18 protein-coding genes, 1 tRNA gene and 1 riboswitch are annotated in these 22,379 nt (G+C 67.6%); of the genes, 6 read left to right on the top strand and 13 right to left on the bottom strand.

Annotation, left to right across the window (positions count from 1 at the left end):
* Window positions 1-49: 49 nt before the first annotated feature.
* Window positions 50-148, top strand: a riboswitch (glycine riboswitch).
* A gap of 163 nt (window positions 149-311) precedes the next feature.
* Entirely contained in the window at window positions 312-1,580 is a 1,269-nt protein-coding gene (locus AC3FJ6_RS23205; protein WP_488773932.1) for a D-amino acid dehydrogenase, read from the top strand.
* A gap of 354 nt (window positions 1,581-1,934) precedes the next feature.
* On the opposite strand, the gene AC3FJ6_RS23200 is transcribed toward AC3FJ6_RS23205, so the two are convergent.
* Together AC3FJ6_RS23200 and AC3FJ6_RS23195 are read right to left on the bottom strand one after the other, a co-directional pair.
* A tRNA-Leu gene (locus AC3FJ6_RS23200) sits at window positions 1,935-2,021 on the bottom strand.
* A gap of 91 nt (window positions 2,022-2,112) precedes the next feature.
* Window positions 2,113-3,690 carry a diguanylate cyclase domain-containing protein gene (locus AC3FJ6_RS23195; protein ID WP_488773931.1) on the bottom strand — a complete coding sequence of 526 codons (1,578 nt, stop codon included), beginning with the start codon at window positions 3,688-3,690 and terminating at the stop codon, window positions 2,113-2,115.
* A gap of 147 nt (window positions 3,691-3,837) precedes the next feature.
* Between AC3FJ6_RS23195 and AC3FJ6_RS23190 the strand changes: the two genes are divergently transcribed.
* Entirely contained in the window at window positions 3,838-4,305 is a 468-nt protein-coding gene (locus AC3FJ6_RS23190) for a hypothetical protein (RefSeq protein ID WP_488773930.1), read from the top strand.
* A 59-nt stretch (window positions 4,306-4,364) separates the two neighbouring features.
* Here the strand turns inward: AC3FJ6_RS23190 and AC3FJ6_RS23185 are convergent, their stop codons facing one another.
* Both AC3FJ6_RS23185 and AC3FJ6_RS23180 read right to left on the bottom strand, forming a co-directional pair.
* Window positions 4,365-5,861 (bottom strand): M81 family metallopeptidase, encoded by a 1,497-nt coding sequence (locus AC3FJ6_RS23185; RefSeq protein ID WP_488773929.1) that lies wholly within the window; start codon window positions 5,859-5,861, stop codon window positions 4,365-4,367.
* A 25-nt stretch (window positions 5,862-5,886) separates the two neighbouring features.
* Window positions 5,887-7,206 (bottom strand): MFS transporter, encoded by a 1,320-nt coding sequence (locus tag AC3FJ6_RS23180; protein WP_488773928.1) that lies wholly within the window; start codon window positions 7,204-7,206, stop codon window positions 5,887-5,889.
* Window positions 7,207-7,358: 152 nt separating this feature from the next.
* On the opposite strand from AC3FJ6_RS23180, the gene AC3FJ6_RS23175 reads away from it, so the two are divergent.
* Window positions 7,359-8,315, top strand: coding sequence for a LysR family transcriptional regulator (locus tag AC3FJ6_RS23175; protein WP_153946987.1), 957 nt, complete (start codon window positions 7,359-7,361; stop codon window positions 8,313-8,315).
* A 52-nt stretch (window positions 8,316-8,367) separates the two neighbouring features.
* Window positions 8,368-8,718 (top strand): hypothetical protein, encoded by a 351-nt coding sequence (locus AC3FJ6_RS23170; RefSeq protein ID WP_488773927.1) that lies wholly within the window; start codon window positions 8,368-8,370, stop codon window positions 8,716-8,718.
* Window positions 8,719-8,756: 38 nt separating this feature from the next.
* Here the strand turns inward: AC3FJ6_RS23170 and AC3FJ6_RS23165 are convergent, their stop codons facing one another.
* The 3 genes from AC3FJ6_RS23165 to AC3FJ6_RS23155 all read right to left on the bottom strand — a co-directional run bounded on the left by AC3FJ6_RS23165 (window position 8,757) and on the right by AC3FJ6_RS23155 (window position 13,105).
* On the bottom strand, window positions 8,757-10,958 hold the full coding sequence (locus tag AC3FJ6_RS23165; RefSeq protein WP_488773926.1) for a TonB-dependent siderophore receptor: 2,202 nt from the start codon (window positions 10,956-10,958) through the stop codon (window positions 8,757-8,759).
* A 242-nt stretch (window positions 10,959-11,200) separates the two neighbouring features.
* Entirely contained in the window at window positions 11,201-11,716 is a 516-nt protein-coding gene (locus AC3FJ6_RS23160; RefSeq protein WP_488773925.1) for a hypothetical protein, read from the bottom strand.
* Between the two features lie 123 nt (window positions 11,717-11,839).
* Window positions 11,840-13,105, bottom strand: coding sequence for an MFS transporter (locus AC3FJ6_RS23155; protein WP_488773924.1), 1,266 nt, complete (start codon window positions 13,103-13,105; stop codon window positions 11,840-11,842).
* Window positions 13,106-13,267: 162 nt separating this feature from the next.
* Between AC3FJ6_RS23155 and AC3FJ6_RS23150 the strand changes: the two genes are divergently transcribed.
* Window positions 13,268-14,209, top strand: a complete 942-nt coding sequence (locus AC3FJ6_RS23150; protein ID WP_488773923.1) for a LysR substrate-binding domain-containing protein — start codon at window positions 13,268-13,270, stop codon at window positions 14,207-14,209.
* Here AC3FJ6_RS23150 and AC3FJ6_RS23145 read toward each other — a convergent pair.
* The gene (locus tag AC3FJ6_RS23145) at window positions 14,166-14,432 is read right to left on the bottom strand and encodes a DUF2917 domain-containing protein (protein WP_153946981.1); all 267 of its coding nucleotides are present in this window, start codon (window positions 14,430-14,432) and stop codon (window positions 14,166-14,168) included. The two genes, AC3FJ6_RS23150 and AC3FJ6_RS23145, sit on opposite strands and share 44 nt — an antisense overlap.
* 220 nt (window positions 14,433-14,652) lie before the next feature.
* Here AC3FJ6_RS23145 and AC3FJ6_RS23140 point away from each other — a divergent pair, with 220 nt between their 5' ends.
* Window positions 14,653-15,048 (top strand): hypothetical protein, encoded by a 396-nt coding sequence (locus AC3FJ6_RS23140; protein WP_488773922.1) that lies wholly within the window; start codon window positions 14,653-14,655, stop codon window positions 15,046-15,048.
* 30 nt (window positions 15,049-15,078) lie between these two features.
* Here AC3FJ6_RS23140 and AC3FJ6_RS23135 read toward each other — a convergent pair whose 3' ends face one another.
* The 5 genes from AC3FJ6_RS23135 to AC3FJ6_RS23115 form a co-directional block, all read right to left on the bottom strand.
* Entirely contained in the window at window positions 15,079-16,725 is a 1,647-nt protein-coding gene (locus AC3FJ6_RS23135; protein WP_488773921.1) for a phospholipase D family protein, read from the bottom strand.
* 73 nt (window positions 16,726-16,798) lie between these two features.
* On the bottom strand, window positions 16,799-17,665 hold the full coding sequence (locus AC3FJ6_RS23130) for a mechanosensitive ion channel domain-containing protein (protein ID WP_488773920.1): 867 nt from the start codon (window positions 17,663-17,665) through the stop codon (window positions 16,799-16,801).
* Between the two features lie 318 nt (window positions 17,666-17,983).
* Complete coding sequence (locus AC3FJ6_RS23125; protein ID WP_488773919.1) at window positions 17,984-19,522, bottom strand: efflux transporter outer membrane subunit; 1,539 nt, start codon at window positions 19,520-19,522, stop codon at window positions 17,984-17,986.
* 2 nt (window positions 19,523-19,524) lie between these two features.
* Entirely contained in the window at window positions 19,525-21,126 is a 1,602-nt protein-coding gene (locus AC3FJ6_RS23120; protein ID WP_488773918.1) for an MDR family MFS transporter, read from the bottom strand.
* Entirely contained in the window at window positions 21,119-22,267 is a 1,149-nt protein-coding gene (locus AC3FJ6_RS23115; protein ID WP_488773917.1) for an HlyD family secretion protein, read from the bottom strand. Before AC3FJ6_RS23115 ends, AC3FJ6_RS23120 begins: the two co-directional genes overlap by 8 nt.
* Window positions 22,268-22,379 lie beyond the last annotated feature (112 nt).

Genomic DNA, 22,379 nt, shown 5'->3' with positions numbered 1-22,379 from the left:
CCTGATGGCCGAATCCTTAATTTCTATGGCATAGTGGCCACCGTTGTACCCCGCGATATCGGGAGAGCCCGTCGCTGCCGCCAGGCAGCACGGCGCCGAAGGAGCAACCGCCCCGGAAACTCTCAGGCAAAAGGACCGGTATCGCCATGGAACTCTGAAGAACCCCGGCTTGTACGTCGGCCGGCGGTACCGAAGGAGCAAGCGAGCCCCGGCTCGCGAATCTCTCAGGTCAAGGACAGAGGGGGCGTCCGCGAGAAGCGCATGGTGCGCCGTGGACTGCCACCTCATGACGTCCTGAAAGACCCTTCCACATGAAAACCATTGCAGTGATCGGCGGCGGTATTACCGGCGTCACGACCGCGTACGCGCTGGCCAGGCGCGGGTTCTCCGTCACGCTGTTCGAGCGACATCGCTATGCGGCCATGGAAACGTCGTTCGCCAACGGCGGCCAGTTGTCGGCCTCGAACGCCGAAGTCTGGACGCACTGGTCCACGCTGGCCAAGGGCCTCAAATGGATGCTGCGCGCCGATGCGCCGCTGCTGGTGAATCCGCGCCCCACCTGGCACAAGCTGAGCTGGTTCGCCGAGTTCATGGCGTCGATTCCGCATTACCGCGCCAACACGGTCGAGACCGCGCGCCTGGCCATCGCCGCGCGCCAGCACCTGTTCGCCTGGGCCGACGCTGAAGGCATCGACTTCGACCTGAAGCGGCGCGGCATCCTGCATATCTATCGCAACAAGGCGGGATTCGAGCATGCCGGCCGGGTGTCGAAGCTGCTGGCCGAAGGCGGGCTGGAGCGCCACGCGGTCACGCCGGCCGAGATGCGCGACATCGAGCCCACGCTGGCCGGCGACTACTACGGCGGCTACTACACCGAGAGCGACGCCACGGGCGACATCCACAAGTTCACCAGCGGCCTGGCCGCGGCGATCCAGCGCCTGGGCGTGCACACGCTGTACAACCAGGATGTGCGCGCGGTGGCCACCACGGGGCGGCGCGCCACCGTGGTGTCGGCGGAAGACAACCTGCCCACATCGCGCGAATTCGATGGCGTGGTGGTGTGCGCTGGCGTGGCCAGCCGCGCCTTCGCCCGGCAGCTGGGCGACCGCGTCAACATCTATCCGGTGAAGGGCTATTCGATCACGGTGAACCTGAACGATGCGCAAAGCCAGGCCAGCGCGCCGACGGTCAGCCTGCTCGACGACGAAACCAAGCTCGTGACCAGCCGCCTGGGCCCAGACCGCTTCCGCGTGGCCGGCACGGCGGAGTTCAACGGCATCAACCGCGACATCCGCGCCGACCGCATCCGTCCGCTGGTCGACTGGGTGCATGCCTGCTTCCCCGGCGTCAGCACGCGCAGCGTGGTGCCCTGGGCCGGCCTGCGTCCGATGATGCCAAACATGATGCCGCGCGTAGGCCGTGGCCACGCCGCCAACGTGTTCTACAACACGGGGCACGGACACCTGGGCTGGACGCTATCGGCCGTGACGGCCGAGATGGTGGGGGATGTGGTCCGGCAGGCCGCGACGCAGGACGCGCGCGTTGCGGTGGGCCAGGGCGTGGGCGGCGTGGCAGCTTGATACGCCCGCCCTCTCCCCCGCCCCTCTCCCGCCGTGCGGGAGAGGGGAGCAAACCGCCGCCGTCGATATGCCGTTGGTGTTCTCCCCTCTCCCGCTTCGCGGGAGAGGGGTCGGGGGAGAGGGCCAGCCCGGCGAAAGCCCGGGACTGCCCTTTCTGGGCGTACAAATGAAAAGACCCCGCTCGTTGAGCGGGGTCTTGAATTGGTGCCCAGAAGAGGACTCGGTCACCCAGGCGCGACCCCGGCTTGCGCTGGCAAGCGCAAGCTTTTCGAGTCCCCGCGGGCAGTCCGCAGGGACTGCCCTTTCTGGGCCGGAAATGAAAAAGCCCTGCTCGTTGAGCAGGGCTTTCAAAATTGGTGCCCAGAAGAGGACTCGAACCTCCACAGTGTTGCCACCGCTAGGACCTGAACCTAGTGCGTCTACCAATTCCGCCATCTGGGCTTCGTTTCGCTGCATTGCTGCGTTGAAGCGAGACGCGAATTCTACATAAGCTCTGGCGATTTGCAAGCCCTTTTTCACGGGATCGTCAAAATCAGCTGTTCTGCACCCCAAGGTACAGGCTGCCGTCAACCACGTAGCGGTTGCGCCCCGCCCGCTTGGCGCGGTACATCGCGCTGTCGGCGCGGTGCAGCAGCGGCTCCAGGCGCGGGGCTTCGGGCACCGCGCATACCGCGCCCACGCTGATCGTCACGTAGGGCTGCACGGGCGTGCCGTTGTGCGGAATGGCAAGGTCCCGCACCACCGCCACCATGCTGCGGGCGATGGCTCGCGTTTCGTCCGCCGACGAATCCGGCAGTACCACCGCGAATTCCTCGCCGCCCAGCCGGGCGCAGAACTGCGGGCCCCGCAGCACGCCAGTCAGGGCTTCGGCCACCTGGCGCAGGCAGTCGTCGCCGCAGGGGTGCCCGTACAGGTCGTTGAATTGCTTGAACAGGTCGACATCCAGGATCAGCAGGCCGATTTCCTTGTCGCGCTCATGGGCGCGTGCCACGGCGGCCAGCGATTCGCGCTGGAAGTAACGCCGGTTGGGGATGCCGGTCAGCGCGTCGATATCGAGGTCGGCCTGCACGCGCGACAGCTGCTCCGCCGTTTCGCCAAGCTGCGTAGCCAGCGCCTGTTCGCGCGACTGGTAGCGGCTGATATCGCGCATGAACACCAGCAGGCCGATCTGCTTGCCGTCCATCCGGCACACGGGCTCCACCGTCAGTTCGTAGCCCAGGCCATCGGGAATGAAGGGCGCCACCTCGTCGGGGTCGCTCAGCGCGTGGTGCCAGGCCGGCGGCGGCATCTGGCCACGGCGCAGGTCGGGCACCAGCCGGGCAGCGGCGGGATTGAACTCGACGATGCGTCCGTCGGCGCCCAGGATCGCGCAGCCCTCGCGGATCGCGTCGAACACGCGCAGCCGCGCGTAGTGGCCGGTATCGTCCAGGTGCTTGCGCAGCGCGCAGACCCACACCAGCAGGGTCATCAGCGAAAAGGTGGCCGGTGTCAGGTCGCCGCCCAGCGGGCCGGTCCAGCGGTACAGGTAGGCGATGTGCGTCACCAGCGGCAGGAGCAGCCCCGCCATCAGCACGTTGCGGCCGCGCACCGACAGCGCCGCGTTCGGCACCTCGGCGGTGGCCAGGAAATACATGCTGAGGCCCAGCATCGCGTAGGTCCAGGCGGCCACCGCGGTGTAGCCGATGCCGTGGTGAAACACCGCGCCCGGCGACACGCCCGGCGGCATCAGTTCGATCGACGTCCAGATCAGGTGGTGGCGTTCGTTGGTGAATACTAGCGCCAGCGTCAGCACCGCGAAGAACACCGGCACCCAGAGCATCGACCACGGCACGACAAAGCGTGGCCGGCTCAGGTGAACCATCGCCACCAGCCAGCCGATCGGCACGGCCACGATGCCCGCATACTGGAACTTGGCCCAGAAGATCCGGCCTGGCAGCGCCGTCTCGCTGATTTCCAGCAACCGGCCGCCGCTCCAGATGGTGACGCCCGCCGCCAGCACCAGGAATGCACGGACGGTAGGGTCATCGCGGCGCGGCCAGGCCGCGACGGCCATGCCCACACTGCACACCACGGCAATGGTCAGGCAAAGGACGAGAGGATACGATGGCATTGACGATGGGCCGAACCGGATGGCAAACCCCGTCCGGCGATGCGGGGCGAACCATTATAGGCCCGCACGGTCCGACACTGGCGCCGGGGCATACCCCGACGCTGCCCGCATCCACCGCCCTACCCGCCACCCTTCAGGAATCAGGACGTGCCCTTCATCCTCCTAGGCATCGCGATCCTCGTTGCCTTCGTTTATGGCCTGGTCCGGCTCTACCAGCTGGTGACGGCCGCTTCCGGCATGCTGGCCGGCGCCACCGCCGACATTCTCATACTGGCGATACTGGCGGCGCTGTGCGTGGCGGCGCTGCGCCGCTACCGGGCCATCCATGGCCGGCGCGTCAAAGGCGAGCGCATCCTGGCCCTGAGGGGAGAATGGGGGACGCTCAAGGTCGACGCCGAACGCAAGAACTGCGTGCTGCAGATGAACGGTCAGCGCCAGGTGCTGATCTTCGCGGACATCGAGGCGGCCCGGCCCGAGGCGCGCCAGGGCCGCTGGTATGTGGTCGTCGGCCTGCGCCACGGCAAGCCGGGCGAATGGGTGATACCGGTAGCCGACCGGGACGCCGCCAACCTGTGGGCGAAGATCTTCCGGCTGGCCGCATTGCAGAAGCTCTGAGCGCCGGCGCGTGGTCGCCCGGCGTCAGGCTTCAGGCTTCAGGCGTCAGGCGTCAGGCGTCAGGCCCGGAACGGCTCGCCCATCGGCTTCAGGCGGATGCCGGGCGCCAGGCGCGTCCACGGCAGGTCGGCCGGGTCGGCCGTCATCGGCCCCGGGGCCTTGGCCACCAGCACGGCATGGGCGATGCCCTGGAAGTCCGCGCGAAAATGTACCGAGCTCTTGTTCACCAGGATCTTCATCGCCTCGGGCTCGACCCCGCCCACGCGATACAGGTTGCGATCGAGCATCTGCGCCTTGCCGCCGCTGACCACCACCTGCACGCCGCCGATACCCAGCAGCGCCACGGGCCCGACATCGGCCAGCATGCCGTGCATCATCGGGCCGCCAAAGCGGCAGACGCCGTCCGACAGCCCGAGCACCTCGAAGCGCCCCTGCAGCGGCTCGTCGCCGGGCACGCCGGACACGCCCCCCAGCGCCACGTCGATCACCGCGCCCACGCCGGCGCGATGCGCGGCAGCCGCCACGGCCGGGTCCCATATCAGGCCGATGGCCGCGCCCTGCGCGCCGTTGCGCAGCAGCGCGCGCAGCATGCCCATCGTGTTCGAATCGCCGCCGGCACCGGGGTTGTCCTGGGTATCGGCGATGACCACCGGGCGCGTGGCGCCTTCGGCCATCCGCATGGCTTGGCGCACCGCGTCGTCGGGGGACAGGAACGGCACCTCCCACGCGGCCTCCTCGGCCAGCATCCGGTCGTAGAGCGCCTGCACGGCGGCTTCGGCGGCGGCGTCATCGTCGCCATAGCCCCAGATCACCGGCCCGCACTCCGGAAAGTCGGCGGCCGGGAAGCCGGGCGCGAACGACAGCGACACCACCCCGCCCGCTTCCAGCTCGGCCAGCGCCGCGTACAGGCCGCGCGCGGGCTCCAGCATCGTGCACATGCCGTTGATCGGAATCAGGAACGGCAGGCGGCGGGCGGCGGCACGCCAGCGGCGCGGGCCGGCCAGCAGCGGCTGCAGCAGTTCGGCGGCGCGCACGCCGGTTTCGGCCATGTCGACGTGCGGATACGTGCGATAGGCCACCAGCGCATCGGCGGCGTCGAGCATGCGCTGCGTGACATTGGCGTGGAGGTCCAGCGACGCCACCAGCGGCACCGCCGGGCCGATCACCTCGCGCAGGCGGGCCAGCAATTCGCCCTCGCCATCGTCGGCATGCTCGGCCACCATCGCGCCGTGCAGGTCCAGGTAGATGGCATCGAAACCGCCCGCGCGGGCAGCCGCGACGATTTCGCCGGCGATGCGCTCGAACGCATCCCGGGTCACATGGGCCGACGGGCTGGCGCCGGCCCAGATCACCGGGCGCAGGGCCCAGCCGTTGCGCTGCGCGGCCTGGATGAATCCGCCCACGGGGATATTCACATCGCGCAGCGCCAGCACATCGTCGCCGCGCGCCATCGCCGGGAAGCCCTCGCCGCGCTCGAAACTGGCGTAGGTGGCCTTCGATGGCGCAAACGTATTGGTTTCGTGCTGGAAACCGGCGATCAGGATTCGGGGTGCCAAGGGCCTCTCCATGTTCATGTTGTCGTCAAACCGTGGCCGGACGGCCGTGCGGCGCGGGCATGCGGTTGGCCACCAGCGTCACCGCGCCGGCCACCAGCAGCGCCACCATCACCAGCAGGCCGGCCTGCATGCTGCCGGTTGCCGTGCGCACCCAGCCAATGATGGTCGGGCTCAGGAAGCCGCCGATCAGGCCGATCGTGTTGATCAGCGCGATACCGCCCGCGGCGGCATCGCCCTTCAGGTATTGCGACGGTATGGCCCAGAACACCGTATAGGCCGTCCACATCATCGCCGTGGCGATCGTCATGCACAACAGCGACACCGCCAGGTTGCCGCTGGACAGCGTGGCCACCGCCAGCGCCACGGCCCCGATGAAGGCGGGCACGGCGCTATGCAGGCGCCGCTCGCCGCGCCGGTCCGAGCGCCGGCCGATCACGACCATCGCAATGGCGGCCGCGATATACGGGATCATCGAATACAGGCCGATCTGCATGGTGTCGGTCACGCCATCGGCCTTGATGATCGACGGCAGCCAGAAGCTGACCGCGTAGATGCCGCAGATCATCGTGAAGTAGGCGAAGGCCAGCAGGTACACGCGCGGATCGCGCGCCACCTGGCCAAACGAATGGTGGCCCGCGCCGGGCGTGTGCAGTTCAGCGGCAATCATGCGCTTTTCGGTATCGGTCAGCCACTTTGCATCGGCCGGCCGGTCCGCCAGCACGCGCAGCGCCAGCACGCCCAGCAGCACGCACGGCAGGCCTTCCACCAGGAACATCCACTGCCAGCCTGCCAGGCCATGCGTGCCCGACAGGCCAGTCATCAGCCACGTGGACAGCGGCGAGCCGAAGATGCCGCCAAGCGGGCCCGCCAGCATCACCACGGCCATCACGCGCGCCATGCGCTGCTGGCCGTACCAGTACGTCAGGTAGAAGATCATGCCCGGCGCAAACCCCGCCTCGAACACGCCCAGCAGGAAGCGCATCACATAGAACGTGGTTTCGTCGCGCACGAACATCATGCCGGCCGACGTCAGCCCCCATAGCACCAGGATGCGGCTGATGGTCTTGCGCGCCCCGATGCGGGGCAGCAGCAGGTTGCTGGGGATCTCGAACAGCACATAGCCGAAGAAGAAGATGCCGGCGCCCAGGCCGTACACAGCGTCGGAGAAGCCCAGGTCGCTCTGCATCTGCAGCTTGGCGAAGCCGATATTGACGCGGTCCAGGTAGGCGAACGTATAGCAGAGCAGCAGGAAGGGCAGCAGGCGCCAGTTCAGTTTGCGGTACAGCGCCTGTTGCGCGGCGCGGTCGTGCGCCGGCGTGGTGCGTGGGGGCAGTGTGGTGGACATGCGGTCTCTCCCGTGGTCGTCCTTTGGATGCGATGAACGTTGTGCTGTCGCTTTTTCTTGTTGTCGAAGGATCGTCGGTCAGATGAAAAAGCAGAGCAAGAGCAACTTAAGTCGGCTATCGTTGCCCAATCGGCAACAGCTTGGCATTCGACATGCGAGAACTGAACCAGCGCAGGCTGCGCTATTTCCACGAGGTGCTCACGCACGGATCGATCCGGGGCGCGGCCGACAGCATCAACACATCGCCGTCGGTCATCACGCGCCAGATCCGACTGCTGGAGGACGAAGTCGGCGCGCCGCTGTTCGACCGCCACGCACGCGGCGTGCAGCCCACCGAAGTGGCGCTGCACCTGCTGGAATACTGGCAGGGCTGCCGGGCGCAGCAGGAGCTGTTCGAAGACCGCTTGCAGGCGCTGCGTGGCCTGCAGCACGGCCAGATCCGCATTGCCACCAGCGAGGGCTATGTCGATGGCCTGATGGACGAGGTGCTCACCGACTTCTGCGCGCAATACCCCCGGCTCGACGTCACGGTGGACATCCTGCCCGTCAACAACGTGCTGCAGGAGGTGGCCGAAAGCCGCGCGCATATCGGCCTGGCCTACAACCCGCCGTCGCATGCCGATGTGCGCTGGGTGGCCACGTCGTCGCAGCCGGTGGTGCTGCTGGTGCATGCCGGGCATCCGCTGGCGCTGCGCGGCACCACCGTGGACGTGCGCGAGCTTGCCGACTACCCGCTGGCGATGATGCCGCCGGCGTTCGGGCTCGGGCAGATCGTGCAGATGCTGGCGTACGCCGAGAACATCCAGATCCGGCCCACGCTGACCACCAATTCGCTGGCCGTGCTGCGGCACTTCGTCAAGCGCCACCACGGCATCACGCTGATCGGCGCGTTTGCCGCGTATCGGGAACTGGGCTCGGGCGAACTGGTGACCCTGCCGATCGCCCACCCGCTGTTCGAGGCGGCCAAGGCGCGGTTGCTGGTCAAGGCGGGCCGCCCGCTGGGCGTGGCCGCCGACACGCTGCTGGGCTGCATCGTTCGCGACATGTCGATGTTCGCGGCCCCGGCACCGCGCGGGCGCGGACGGTCCACGGCGCGCAAGTCGCCGTGAACGCAGGGTCCGCTAGAATCGGGGCTCCCTCATACGGCCAAGGAGCCTCTGCATGACTGCACCGAACTGGAAAGGGATGGCCCTCACGGGCACCGTGGCAATGGCCACGATGATGGCAGGCTGCGCCGCGCAGCCGCAGGCGCCGCAGCCGCCGACTGCCGGCGTGGCCAATCCGGGCCCCCAAGGCGGCCGTGGCACGCCCGAGGGCTGCCAGGCCGACAAGCTCGGCGACGACGCGCTGATCGGCAAGACCGAGGCGGACGCGGCCAAACTGCTCGAAGGCTGCGCATGGCGCTTCGGCAATCGCGAAGGCCAGCATATGCCGGGCACGATGGACTACAACCCGCAGCGGCGCACCATCGACGTGATGGGCGGCAAGGTCACGGCGGTGCGCCGAGGCTGAAAACGGCGGCCCCTGCCGGCCGCCTGCATTTCAATCCATCAGAACTGCAGCGAGGCGTTCATCAGGAACGTGCGCGTGGCCGCCGGCAGCACGAAGCCGTCATAGGTGGTGGTCCAGTAGCGGCGGTTGAACACGTTGTTCAGCACCGCGCGCACGGTCACCTGCTTGCCGGCCACACGGGTGGTATAGCGCGCGCCGACGTCGGCCGTGGTGTACGACGGAATCTGCTGCGTATTGGCCGAGTTCACGTACATCGAGCCGGTCACCTTGGCGCCCGTCCACAGCGTCAGGCCGGGGACGAACGGCGTGTCGTACTCGACGCGGCCGGTCACGATGTAGTTCGGCGTGGCGAAGACCCGGTTGCCGTTGACCTGCGGATCGTCGACGTCCGTGGTTTTGGTGTGCAGCCACAGCACGCCGCCCATCAGGCGAATGTCACGCGCCACGCGCCACCAGCCGCTGGTATCCACGCCCGTGAACTGCTGCTTGCCGTTCTGCACGAAGACGTTCGACGTGTTGGTGTACTCGTAGCCCTTGTCCACGCGGAACAGGGCCAGGTTGGCGCCCCACTTGTCGCGGTCGGTCTTGAAGCCCACCTCGTACTGGCGGCTCTTTAGCGGGCCGAAGGTCTCGCCAGCGTTCGCGGCGGTCGGGCCGGCCGATCCGCCCGGTTCCAGCGATTCCACGTAGCTCACGTAGGCGGTCGAGAAATCGTCCGTCTTGAACATCACCGCTGCCGTGGGCGTGATCGGGTTGGCGCTGTAGCGCGACGTCCGGACCGCTTCGGGGCTGTAGTTGTCTTGCGAGAACATGTTGTAGCGCAGGCCAGCCAGCACCGACAGGCGCGGCGTGATCTGCACCGTGTCGCTCAGGTAGGCCGATTTCTGCTGGATCTTGTAGTCGCGGTACGGAATGTAGTCCTTGCCCACGCCGGCCTGCTCGTCCAGCGCGATGGGGTTGTACAGGTTGTTCATCCCCATGAAGATGCCGTTGCCGCCCAGGCCGTTGTCCAGCTCGCGCACCTGCGAGAGGTAGCCCAGGCCCGCCACGATCTCGTGCTTGAGGCCCCCTGTGTCGAACTTGCCCTGCACCATCGCGTCGTACGCCTGATAGTAGTAGGCGGTCTTCCAGCGGTAGTTGGTGTCCGAGTAGTTCCCTGCGTCGTCCGTGACAAACAGGAAGCTGTCGGCATTCAGGCGGTTCTGGCGTGCGAAGCGGTACTTGAAGCTGGTCTTCCAGTCGCTGTTGATGCGGTAGTCCACGCCGGTGCCCACGGTCAGCGTGTCGGTCTCGTGCGACGACCACGGCTGGGCCAGGTTGCGCGCCACGCTACTGGCGGCGGGGATGGTGTCCGTGCCGAACGACAGCCCGAAGATCGTGCCCTGCGACTTGCGCTTCCAGTACATGATGTCGGCGTTCCACGTCAGGTCCGGCGTGATGCGGAAGTCGGTGGCCAGCGAAAACGTCTGGCGGCGCACGTGCACGCCCTGTTCGCTGGTGTTGCCGTCCTCGTTCACGGCGTTGATGCGGTAGCCGAAGCGGTCGTCGTTGCCAAAGCGGCCGCCCACATCGACCTTCTCGCTCCAGACGTTGTTGGTCTGGTAGCCGATGGTCACCTCGCGCAGCGGCGTGGCGGTGGGCCGCTTGGCCACGTAGTTGATGATGCCGCCCGGCGAGCCAAAGCCGTACATGAAGCCAGACAGGCCCTTGAGCAGCTCCACCTGCTCGAACGGCTCCAGCGGGATGTCGGCGTCCCACGTGACGAAGTTCTGGCCATCCACCTTCGTGCCGTTGAGCATGTCCACGCGAATGCCGCGCACGGAGAAGTACGAGTTCTCGGTGCGTGCGTTGTCGCCCAGCACCTGAACGGCGGGGTCGTACCTGAACACATCGTTGGCGGTCTGCGCCATGCGCTGCTGGATCTCGTCGCTGGACACCGCGTTGACCGAGAACGGCGTATCCACGGCCTTGCGGTCGCCCAGCGCGCCGTTGCTCACACGCTCGACCTTGACCGCCTCGCCGGACCGGTCGGCCACCACGGTGGCCGTGGGCAGCGTGGCGGTGGCGCCCGGATCGGCCGGCTGGGCCCGAACCTGCGCGTGGACGGGCGCGGACAGCGACAGCGACAGGCCCAGCACTGCGGCGGCAACAGGTGACAGCGCGGTGGCTGGCAGCGAAGAACGGACAGAAACGCGCGAGCGCAGGCTGGCGCGACCGTTGGACAGACGGTGCAAGAACATCGGAATTCCCGGGATTGTTATGGGCGGTGTGCTGGCTCGACGTGCGCGATGCGGCGTGTGCCGCACATCAACACAAATAGTAATGCGAATAATTCGTGTTTATACAATGGACGAGCGGTTCACCCGGGAATTAGTTGAGTCTTCAATGTGGATTGTTGCATTGGCGCCACTCGGGCGGACCCGCGTGGCGCAATGCGGATGGCCGGGCCGCCCCACCCGGCGCGCCGTTGATAGCCGTTCGGCTATCTCCGGCTGCGTTCGCCGCCGCGCGAGTCCTGGATGATCATCGTCCGGTCCAGCACGCCGTTGTCGTCAAAATAGGCGCTGAAGTGCGCCGGCAGGTAGCCGGGCAGGTACATCCGGTACGACCACGCCTCGCGCTTCATCAGCGCGTAGTACTGGATCGGCTCCTTGGGCTTGCCCCAGCGTTCCAGCACATCCTGCTTGGTCCACTGGCCGGGCCGCGCGGTGTAGATCTCGTTTTCGGTCAGCGTCTGCCGGAAATTCGTCAGCTTGCCGCTGGCATCGAAGTCGGCCGCGTAGATTTCGTAGCCGTACGGCTGTTTGGAATAAATCCACCGCTGGGTGCCGTTGGCCATCTGGAACGTATCGGTGGGGGTGCCGAACGCCTGCTGCACGGCGGCCTGCGGGCTGCCGATCAGCTTTTGGCCGGTCTCCACCGGCTGCAGCGATGCGCATGCGCTCAGCACAAGGGCTGCCGCGACGGCACCCGTCCAAACGGAAAAACGAAACGGCATGGCGGCCTCCGGATACGGGAATGACAGGACGTGCGTGCCAAGCATACTCCACCTCCCGCGCCCGGCACGCAGCCTGCCTGATGCGTAAACACACCAGGCCAGCCCTTTATTCCATGCAGGCGCTCAAGGCCGCAGCCCCTGCCATGGCGCGCGCACAATCTCGCGGTCGTCGATGGGCCAATGCAACGCCGCCGCGATCACGCCCAGCGCCATCGCACCCATCCACACCAGATCATAGGAATGCGTCAGTTCGAACACCAGCCCGCCCAGCCACACCCCCAGGAAAGACCCCAGCTGATGGCCAAGGAACACAAAGCCGAACAGCGTGGTGATGTACCGCACGCCAAACACCTGCGAGACGATGCCGCTGGTCAATGGCACCGTGCCCAGCCACAGGAAGCCCATCACGGCCGCAAACCCGTAAAGCGTGAGCGGGCTGAGCGGCAGCAGCAGGAACAGCGCCATCGCCGACGTGCGCGTCAGGTAGATGCCGGCCAGCAGGTACTTCTTCACGTGCCGCCCGCCCAGCCAGCCGAAGGCGTAGGTGCCCGCGATATTGGCCAGTGCGATCAGGGCCAGCGCAATCATCGCGCTGGCCGGCTGCATGCCCTGGTCGCGCAGGTAGGCCGGCAGATGGTTGGCGATGAACGCCAGCTGGAAGCCGCATGCCAGAAAGCCCAGGTTGAGCAGCCAGAACCCCGGATGCCGGAAGGCCTCGCCGATGGCGGCCCGCATCGAAGGCTGGTCGCCCCTGGCATCGCCGCCCGTCGCGCGATCCTGGAACGGCAGCGCCAACGGCACCAGCAACAGGGCCGCCCCGGCAAAGATCATCAACGTCAGCTGCCACCCCGCCGCCGACAGCAGCGCCTGCGCCGACGGCACCATCAGGAACTGCCCGATGCCCCCGCACGCCCCGGCAATGCCCAGCGTGCGACTGCGCTGTTCCGGCGGCACCATGCGGCTCAGCGCGCCATAGGCCACGCCGAACGTCGTCCCGGACTGCGCGATGCCGATACAGATGCCGCCCGCCAGCACGAAGGCCATCGACGACGGCGCCAGTGCCATGCCCCACAGTCCGGCCGCGTACAGCAACAGCCCGGCCAGCATCACCTTCCACGACCCGAAGCGGTCGGCCACCATGCCCGTCAGCGGCTGAGCGATGCCCCACACCAGGTTCTGCACGGCCATCGCAAAGCCGAATGTCTCGCGGGTCCAGCCCCGTTCGGCGATCACCGGCAGCAGGAACAGGCCCTGCACGTGGCGTACCCCCAGCGCCAGGCCCATCACGAGCCCGGCCGCCAGCAGCAGAAAGACGGTGCCGCGCCACCAGGGCGGCGCCGCGTCCGGTTGCAATGCACGGACATCATGCGAAGACTGGCGAAGCGACATGGCGGGCTCCAGTGGCGGCGGTTCGGATCGGCTTTATTTCAAGCGATTCCGGGCGCCGGTTCAAACGAGATTTCAGGCGTTCTGCCATTCCATCCGCGCATGGCAGCCGAGCGGATTTCCGTGCTGTAATGGGGCTCGCCAGCGCCCCCGTGAGGCTTTGCCATGTCCGTCCCGCTCGTCCGCCTGTTTCCGCTCGATCTGCTCAAGGGCTTTGTGGCCGTGGGCCGGCGCATGAGCATCACCCAGGCCGCCGACGACCTGTGCCTGACCCAGTCGGCCGTCAGCCGCCAGATCCGCGCGCTGGAAGACCAGCTACAGGTACGCCTGTTCGTGCGCCAGCATCGCGGCGTGGCGTTCACGCCCGAAGGCGAACGCCTGTTCCGCAGCGCCGACGGCGCGGTGCAGCAGTTGCAGGACGTGGCCGCGGAACTGCGCAAGCGCGATGGAAGCCAGCCCGTCACGGTCACGGCCAGCATCGGCGTGGCCGGCCTGTGGCTGCTGCCACGGCTGGGCAGCCTGCAGCGCCGGTATCCGAAGCTCGACGTGCGGCTGTCCGCCAGCAACCAGATCAGCGACCTGCGCGCCGATGGCATCGACTTGGCCATCCGCTATTGCCCGGCATCGGCCGCGCCGCCCCACGCCCTGCGGCTGTTCGACGAAACCATCGCACCGGTGGCCAATCCGGCGCTGGGCGCCACGCGCGTGACCTCGGCCGAAGCCCTGGCGGCACTGCCATTGCTCGAATTCGACGATCCGCGCCCATGGCTGCACTGGCGCAACTGGCTTGGCGCGCAAGGCTACCGGCAGGCCGCCCGGCGCGGCATCCTGCGCTTCAATCAGTATGACCAGGTAATTCATGCGGCACTTGCCGGACAAGGCGTGGCGCTCGGACGCCTGGAACTGATCCAGTCGCTGATCGAAGGCGGCCAGCTGAACGTGGTCACCACGGCAGGCGCGGTCATGCCCAGCCCCAACGCGTTCTGGCTGATCCATGCCACCGAGACTCCGCGCGACGACGTGCGCCACGTGGCCGACTGGATTGCCGAGGAAGCGGCGCGCGTCAGGCCGGGCGCAGCGCCAACTGCTGGCTGGCGGCCGGCGTGATGTGGCATTGCACCGCGCCCAGCGCACGCAGTGCGCTCAGGAAATAGACGCCGTCCTCCTCCACACGGCACTGCTGGCCGGCCGACAGCACGATATCCGCCGACGGCCGGGCGCGCCGGTGCTCGACGGTGATCCACAACTGGCCGGCGCGGCAGGTCACACGGGCGCCCGCGCGCAGTGGCACGGGTACGCAGTCCGATTCGATCAGCAAATCCCAGGTCATGGCAGGCTCCGGTTCATGCCTGCAGTGTGGCAAACGGGCGTTTGCCTGCCATGAGACATCGGGCAGCCTGCCATGAGATCCGCGCCCGCGCCGGGCCGGGCCCGGGTCGTACCTTGCCGCTAACGAAACGCTTCACCGATCCGTTAACATGGGCGGCAGCACGAAATCTGACCCGAACGGGTGGATACCCGCGCGCCCTGCCCACATCGAGCCACCCATCATGGATCCCCTGTCATTCGAATTCGTCACGGTCGAAGAAGCCAGGAAGGTACTGGACGGCGACCCGCCTGCCTCGGCGCACGTCAACTGGAGCGAACTGCGCCACGCGCCGGACCCGATCAACCTGTCGCTGACGCCAGTGGCGCTCAGGTGGCTGGCCCAGTTGCCGCGTGAAGTCCGTCCGCTGGAGCTGTTCTACGCGTATCCGCGCATTGGCAACCAGCTGGCCGCACTGGGCAATGCCGCCGCCGTATCCGCCTTCGTCGCCGAACTGCTGATCGACAAGCGCGGCGACCGGCAGGGTTTTCCGGGTGGCATCGCCGGCGAACTGTCGCGCCTGCAGGCCTACCTGCTGCAACTGCTGCAGCCCGACGGCGGCGAGACCACCGTGCCCTAGCCTGGCCAGGCCCGCCCCGTGGCCGCTTGGCTACAGTTGATCCTCCACGGGCAGCAGCTGCAGGACGTCGATGCCCATGTGCTGCCACATGCTCATGTCCGGCTCCTGATCGTAGGTGGTTTCCTTGCCGTTGTCGCGCGTGGTCCACGTCAGCGACTGCGCACCGCTGTCGCTCGTTTTCAGGCCCACGCGGTAGGCGATATCGAGCAGCCGGCGGTCCATGTCCTCCACCAGCAGCCTGGCCAGCGCCGGACTGTCCAGCACCACCCCCATTTCGGTATTGAGCTTGATCGAGCGCGGGTCCAGATTCATCGACCCGATGAACAGCGTCTGGCGGTCCACCACGTAGGCCTTGGCATGCAGGCTTGCGCGGCTCGACGCAAACATGCGCGACTTGCTCGCCCGGCTGCGCACCAGTTCGGCATTGGCCGTGGGTTTCAGCTCGTAGAGTTCCACGCCGGCCTCCAGCAGCCGCTTGCGCGTGGGCGCGTACCCGGCATGCACCGCCGCAACGTCGGTGGCGGCGAAGGAATTGGTCAGCACACGCACCTTGACGCCCCGTTTGACCATGGCGGCCAACCACGCCTCGCCCTTCTTGTTGGGCACGAAGTACGGGGAAACCAGCACCAGCTCGGTCCGGGCCTTTTCCATCATCGCGCGCAGCTGCGGAATGGCGTGCGTGGAGGGGTCGTCGGCGGATTCCTCGATCTTGTCGGCCTTGTCGGCAATCACGCGCGCCGCGCCCATGTAGCCGGGCAGGCGGCCCGACTCGATGCCGCGCGCCAGGCCCGAATCCAGCAGTTCCTGCACGAACGGGCTGGCGCGGGCCGTGTCGCCCTTGGCCTCGATCTGCTTGCGGAAGGCGCGCAGTTCGTCGGGTGCCTCCTTGCCTTCGGGGGTCAGCGTGGCCACGGGATAGGCGTTCTCGCTGTTCCAGTATTCGTCGAAAACCTTGCTGGCGGCCGGCACCACTGGGCCGGCCACCATCACGTCGAGGTCGCTGAACGCCATGTCGGACTTGGCCGAGAAGTACGCGTCGCCGATATTGCGGCCGCCCATGATCGACACCAGGTTGTCCACCGTCATCTGCTTGTTGTGCATGCGGCGGTTCAGGCGGCCGAAATCGAACAGCAGCTCCAGCCATCGGGCGTTGCGGTTGGCAAACGGATTGAAGATGCGCACCTCGATGTTCGGATGCGAATCCACCGCCGCCCAGATCTTGTCCTGCTTGCCGGTATGGATGTCGTCCAGCAGCACGCGCACGCGTACGCCGCGATCGGCGGCGTCGATCACCTCGCCCAGCAGCGCACTGCCCGTGGTATCGACGTCATAGATGTAGTACTGCAGGTCCAGCGTCTTCTGCGCGGCCCGCGCCAGTGCCATGCGCGCCGTCAGCGCATCGGGCCCCGCGCCCAGCGGATAGAAGATCGACTGCCCGGGATTCTGCCCCAGCCGTGGCGCCAGCGACCTTGCCAGCAGCGTCGTGCCGGTATCCGTCGCGGCGTAGCTGGGCGTGCGCCCGGCATTGGCGGGCAGGCTCGCACAGCCGCCTGCCAGCGCCAGCCAGACCGAGATGGCGACCAGCCACGCCAGCGACCGCACATGCCGCCACCCCGGCACGGGCGCCGGGCCGGGGTTCGCGCCATCTCCATGCCATCGAATCAGGGCCTGCGCCATGGTGTTCTCCTCGACGGTCCTGCCGCCTGCGGCCTGCCGGATGCCATGGACCCGGTGGCCACCCCGTCCCGCGCTACGGTTGCGCCACGGGCGCTTCCGGTGGGGGCGCCGTCCCGGAATCCACCGGCCGGCCCTGCGCCCGCTCGCGGTAATAGCCGCGCACGATCTGCTGCGCCACCGCCAGCCGTGCGCTGACCGGCACCGGAAAGCGCACCACGGCGTCGAAGCGGGTCACGTCGAACGGTTCGAATATCACCCGTGGCTCGAACTGCGACAGGTCCACAAAGCGCATGTCCCCGTAGCGCCGCAGCGTGCGGCCCGCTTCTTCCATGAAGCCTTCGCACGCGCGGCGCGCCACCTGCACCAGCAGCGCCTCCACCACTTCGGGATCGTCGCCCACGGCCAGCGGAATCCGCACCATGTCCAGCGTATAGGCGCCGGCCTGCGAATGGTTGCGCACGGCCGTCGTCAGCAGCATGCTGTTCGGCACCTGCACGGTAAAGCCGGTGTACTGGCGCGCGGCGGCCACTTCCACCAGCGTGGTGGACATCACGTCCATGTCGATGACTTCGCCGCCGAACGGGCCGATCTCCACCAGGTCGCCAAGCTGGAACGGGCGCGTGATCATGCGCATGAACGCACCCAGGAAGCACATCACCAGTTCCTTGCCGACCAGCAGCAAGGCCGCCGCGAACGCCGCCAGCGAGATCGCCACGCTCTTGAGCTCGGACACCCAGATGCCCAGCAGCAACAGGAACACCACCGCCGCCACCAGATTGCGCGACGCCACGGTCCAGGCGCGATAGCTGCCCCGGTTGTCGGCCTGCAGGCGCGCCGAGAAAAAGCGGTTGATCAGCTTGACCACCAGCGTGCCGGCAAGAATCACCACCACGCTGGTGACGATGTTGACCAGGATGCTGTCGTTGGCGTTGAAGTGCATGGGCGATTTGTCTGTTGTTCTGCATCCCGTCCTCCGCCGCCCGTAACACATTGTTGCAATCGGCGCCGCAGGGAGAATGCCCACGGCGATTCTATCCACTTGGCAGTCTGCGGTGCTGGCTGTTTGTCCAAAAGTCGGCGTCGTCCGGTTCGGCTGTCGGCGTTTCTCTTGCAATTGCTGCACCCGCACTTTCCATGCGAAAGCCAAAACCGAATCGCAAAGCCGGGGCGGAATCGGCCCGCCGCGCCGGGGCCGCCGTGCTGGCGTTGCCGTGCGGCGCAGCAAATGCGGCCGTCACGGCCGCACGCGCGTTCCTGGTCAGGAAGCCGGTGTGGGCGCTTTGGCCGGTGTGGCAGTTGGCGCAGACGCGGCGTGGGCACCTTCGGCGGCGGCCGCCGTCTGCCATCCCAGCCCCAGCGACTTCTGCAGCGACACATAGTCCTTGAGCAGGTCCGCATCGCCCGAGATGCGGTTCTGCTGCGCCACCACGCGCGTGCGTTCCACATCGAGCCATTCCAGCATGCTGGCCGTGCCGGCACGGTAACGTTGCTGCTGCAGCGTCGATGCCCGTTCGGACGATGCCTCCACGCGGCGCAGCACGACCACGTGTTCGCGCTGATGGCCGTAGCGCGAGAGCGCCACATCGGCATCGCGCAGGGCCTTCAGCACCGTGCTGCGATAGTTGGCGTCGGCCTCGTCGCGTCCGCCCTCTGCGCTATCCACCCCGGCGGCCACACGGCCGAAATCGAGGATATTCCATTGCAGGCGCGGCAGCGTCAGCCACGTGCCGTTGTCCTTGCGGGCCAGGTGGCCGGGGTCCATCGCGCTGAACCCGAGCGAACCCAGCAGCGACAGCTTCGGGAACCAGTCGGCCTTGCGCACGCCGATCTGCGCCGTGCTCGACGCCAGCCGGCGTTCGGCCGCGCGGATATCGGGCCGGGCCTTGAGCAGCGCCGCCGGATCGCCCACCGCCACGGTCTCGGGCACGCGGGGCAACGGCCGGGCGGCCGACAGCGCCGCATCGAGCGTCCCCGGGGCACGGCCGGTCAGCAGCGCCAGCTGGTCGAACTGTTCCGCGATGCTGGCCTGCACCGGTGACATCTGCGCCCGTGTGTTGTCGAGCTGTGTCAGCAGGCGCTCCACTTCGAGCTGCGACGCCACGCCGCGTGCGCGCCGCTGCTGCGTCAGGTCGAGCATGTCGGCCTCCAGCTTCTCGGAATCCTGCAGGTGCGCCAGGCTGGCCTGCTGTTCGCGCAGCGTGATATAGGCCTGCGCCACCTCGGCGGCCAGCTGCACATGCGCGTCCGCCAACTGCGCCGAGGCCGCATCGGCTTCGGCCGAGGCCGCCTCGATCGACCGGCGCGTGCCGCCGAACAGATCGATCTCCCAGCTGGCATCGAAGCTGGCGATATACAGCGACAGCGGCCCGCGCCCGCCACCCGACGATCCATTGCCGGACAGCGCCGACAGGTCCGGCGAGCGGGTGCGCAGCATCGCCGCATCGAAGCCCACTTTCGGCAGCAGATTGGCCTTGTTGCTATCGAGCCCGGCCCGGGCCTGGCGCACGCGGGCGCGCGCCACGTCGATATCGGGGCTGTCCTGGAGCGCGGTCTCGATCAGCGTATCGAGCTGGGTATCGCCCAAGGCGTGCCACCAGTCCGCGGCGCGCGGCGCTACGGGCTGGGCCTCTGCCGGCGCGTGCGGGAAGCGTCCCGCGTCGATGGCGTTGCCGGCCACTTCGGGCGCGCTGCGGTAGTCGGGGCCCACCGTGCAGCCGGCCACCAGCCATCCGGCAGCGAGCGAGGCGGCGGCAAGGGTCAGCAGGCGTGGCCGCCTGGCAGGTGAAAAGACAGACATGATCAATGACCGGAGGAAACAGGCGCGCCCGGGCGGGGCGGCTTGAGCAGCAGGGCCAGCGGCACGCAGCACAGCAGCGCGATGCCAAGGGCAAAGAAGGTTTCGGAGAACGTCATCACGGCGGCCTGCCGCGCGATCTCGCCACTGAGCTGGGCCGCGGCCTGGAGTTGCGCATGGGCGAAGTCGCCGCCCTGGGCCACGAACCCGGCGATGGTCGACGTCATATGGTCCTGGCCGATGCTGCTGTTGGCCGTGACCGATTCGCGGATGACCGAGTCGTGATAGGCATTGCGGCGGTCGATCAGCGTGCCCAGCAAGGCCAGGCCAATCGACCCGCCCAGGTTGCGCGCCATGTTGTAGAGCCCGGCGGCGTCGCCGGCCTCGTGGGTGGCCACGGCCGCCATCGACGCCTGGTTCAGCGGCATCATCGCCAGGATCTGGCCAAAGCCGCGCAGGATCTGCGACACGGTGAAGTCGTGACCGACGCTGTCCACGGTCAGGCCGATATCGAGCATGCAGCTGGCAAAGAAGCACACCAGCCCGCTGATCACCAGCCAGCGGCTGTCGAACTTGCCCAGGATGCGCGGCAGCACCGGCATCAGCAGGAACGCCGGCAGCCCCGACAGCAGCATGATGCCGCCAGCCTGCTCGGCGTTGTAGCCGGCAATCAGCGACAGGAACTGCGGCAACAGGTACGACACGCCGTACAGGCCCGCGCCCACCGTGGTCACGATCAGAATCACGCTGGCGTAGTTCTTGTTCAGCAGCAGCCGCAGCCGCACGATGGGCTGCTTCGCCGTGAACTGGCTGACCAGCATCATCGTCAGCCCGACGGCCGACAGCATCGACAGGTAGACGATGAACTGCGACTCGAACCACTGCTCGCGCTGGCCCTCTTCCAGCACCACGGTCAGCGAACTGAGCCCGATGGTCAGGCCGACGATGCCCAGCCAGTCGGCCTTGAAGAACGCCTCCACGTTGGCGCGCTCGGCCTTCAGGCCGAAATACAGCAGCGGCACCAGCACGGCCGTGATCGGCACGTTCAGGAAGAAGCACCAGCGCCAGTTGATGTTCTCGGCCAGCCAGCCGCCCACCACCGGGCCCAGCAAGGGCCCCAGCAGCACGATCAGGCCGAACATCGACATGCCGATGGGCATCTGGTGGCGCGGCAGGCGGGTGCGCACGATGGTCTGCGCGGTCGGGATCATTGCGCCGCCGGCCAGGCCCTGCCCGATGCGGCCGATGACCATCTGCGGCAGGCTGTGCGACATGCCGCACACCATCGAAAACGCCGTGAACAGCAGCGCGTTCCACATCAGGAAGCGGCGCAGGCCGAACACCCGCGTAAGCCATGCGGTCAGCGGGATGATCACGATTTCGGCCATCAGATAGCCGGTGGACACCCACGTGCCCTCGGTGCCCGCCGCGCCGATCTGCCCCTGGATCTGCGGCAGCGCCGAGTTGGTGATCGAAATGTCCAGCGTGGCCAGCAGCGCGCCGAGCGAACCGGCGGCCACGGCGATCCAGTCGGCCGCCGTGGCGTTCGGCTGCGGCGCGGCCACGGGTGCCGGGGACGCCTGGCCTGGCGTCATGGCATCAGCCATGGCTGGCGCCAGCGGCCGGCGCCCGCACCTGCGCGGGATTCAGCTCGCGGGTATCGACATCGACCGTCACCGACAGACCCGGCACCAGCACCGGCCGCGCCGCGTTTGGCACGTCCACGTGAATGCGCACCGGCACGCGCTGGACGATTTTGGTGAAGTTGCCGGTGGCGTTCTGCGCCGGCAGCAGCGCGAACTGCGAGCCGGTGCCCGGCGACAGGCTGTCGATCACGCCATGCAGGGCTTCGCCCGACAACGCATCGACATGCAGCGACACGGGCTGGCCCGCGCGCATGCGGCCGACCTGCGTTTCCTTGAAGTTGGCGGTCAGATAGAGGTCTTGCACCGGCACCACGGTCAGCAGCCGCGTGCCGGGCTGGGCGAACTGGCCCACGCGCACGCCCTTGTCGGCCACGCGTCCGGCCGTGGTGGCGCGCACGGTGGTGTCTTCCAGATCGAGCTTCGACTTGCGCGCACTGGCCTCGGCCACTTCCAGCTGGGCACGCGCCTGTTGCAGGCGGGTCTGCAGCGTCACGATCTGGCTCTGCTCCACCTTCAGCGCGGCCTCATTGGCGGCCAGCGTGGTCGATGCGCGCGTCTGCGCGTTGCGCAGTTCGGCGGTGCGCTCCTCGGTTTCGGCCCCGGTCCTGACCAGCGGCGCGTAGCGTTCGACCTGCGATGCCGCGTAACGCGCGTTGGCACGGGCACCATCCACTTCGGCGGCAGCCTGGGCGATGCGGGCCTTCTGCTGCTGCAGGTCGGCATCGGCGCGCGCCACATCGGCCTGGCGCGACGCCACGGTGGCCTGCGCCTCGTCGAACGCCGCCTGGTACTGGCGGTTGTCTAGCCGCACCAGCGCCTGCCCGGCCACCACCTGCTGGTTGTCGCGTACATAGACTTCGGCCACGTAGCCGCTGACCTTGGGCGCCACGGTCACGCTGTCGGCCTGGATATAGGCGTCGTCGGTACTTTCAATGAAACGGCCATAGAGCCACCAGCGTACGCCGATGACCAGGGCGATCAACACCAGCGCGCCGCCAATGCCGATCAGCACGGTGCGGCGGCGGCTGGCGCGCGAGCCTGGGTTATGTTGCGACGCAACATCCACCGGCATGGCCGGCGCTTGGGAAGAGGGGACTGACATGGGGCGGAATGGGGCGGGGGCGGCAAGAGTCGGGAATGCTGCGCAATTATTCCACTCGGAATAAATCTGTCAACTGATATATTTCAGCCTGTTCACTCGGGGAGACAAGTCG

The organism is Cupriavidus sp. 94F1 (assembly GCF_057798875.1).
This window is presented reverse-complemented; position numbering and strand designations above follow the sequence as displayed.

Coding starts and splice junctions, on each gene's coding strand:
- AC3FJ6_RS23195 (WP_488773931.1), bottom strand. CDS start 3,690: ATGCCATCGTATCCTCTCGTCCTTTGCCTGACCATTGCCGTGGTGTGC.
- AC3FJ6_RS23120 (WP_488773918.1), bottom strand. CDS start 21,126: ATGGCTGATGCCATGACGCCAGGCCAGGCGTCCCCGGCACCCGTGGCC.
- AC3FJ6_RS23150 (WP_488773923.1), top strand. CDS start 13,268: ATGTCCGTCCCGCTCGTCCGCCTGTTTCCGCTCGATCTGCTCAAGGGC.
- AC3FJ6_RS23160 (WP_488773925.1), bottom strand. CDS start 11,716: ATGCCGTTTCGTTTTTCCGTTTGGACGGGTGCCGTCGCGGCAGCCCTT.
- AC3FJ6_RS23155 (WP_488773924.1), bottom strand. CDS start 13,105: ATGTCGCTTCGCCAGTCTTCGCATGATGTCCGTGCATTGCAACCGGAC.
- AC3FJ6_RS23180 (WP_488773928.1), bottom strand. CDS start 7,206: ATGTCCACCACACTGCCCCCACGCACCACGCCGGCGCACGACCGCGCC.
- AC3FJ6_RS23140 (WP_488773922.1), top strand. CDS start 14,653: ATGGATCCCCTGTCATTCGAATTCGTCACGGTCGAAGAAGCCAGGAAG.
- AC3FJ6_RS23145 (WP_153946981.1), bottom strand. CDS start 14,432: ATGACCTGGGATTTGCTGATCGAATCGGACTGCGTACCCGTGCCACTG.
- AC3FJ6_RS23115 (WP_488773917.1), bottom strand. CDS start 22,267: ATGTCAGTCCCCTCTTCCCAAGCGCCGGCCATGCCGGTGGATGTTGCG.
- AC3FJ6_RS23205 (WP_488773932.1), top strand. CDS start 312: ATGAAAACCATTGCAGTGATCGGCGGCGGTATTACCGGCGTCACGACC.
- AC3FJ6_RS23125 (WP_488773919.1), bottom strand. CDS start 19,522: ATGTCTGTCTTTTCACCTGCCAGGCGGCCACGCCTGCTGACCCTTGCC.
- AC3FJ6_RS23175 (WP_153946987.1), top strand. CDS start 7,359: ATGCGAGAACTGAACCAGCGCAGGCTGCGCTATTTCCACGAGGTGCTC.
- AC3FJ6_RS23170 (WP_488773927.1), top strand. CDS start 8,368: ATGACTGCACCGAACTGGAAAGGGATGGCCCTCACGGGCACCGTGGCA.
- AC3FJ6_RS23165 (WP_488773926.1), bottom strand. CDS start 10,958: ATGTTCTTGCACCGTCTGTCCAACGGTCGCGCCAGCCTGCGCTCGCGC.
- AC3FJ6_RS23135 (WP_488773921.1), bottom strand. CDS start 16,725: ATGGCGCAGGCCCTGATTCGATGGCATGGAGATGGCGCGAACCCCGGC.
- AC3FJ6_RS23130 (WP_488773920.1), bottom strand. CDS start 17,665: ATGCACTTCAACGCCAACGACAGCATCCTGGTCAACATCGTCACCAGC.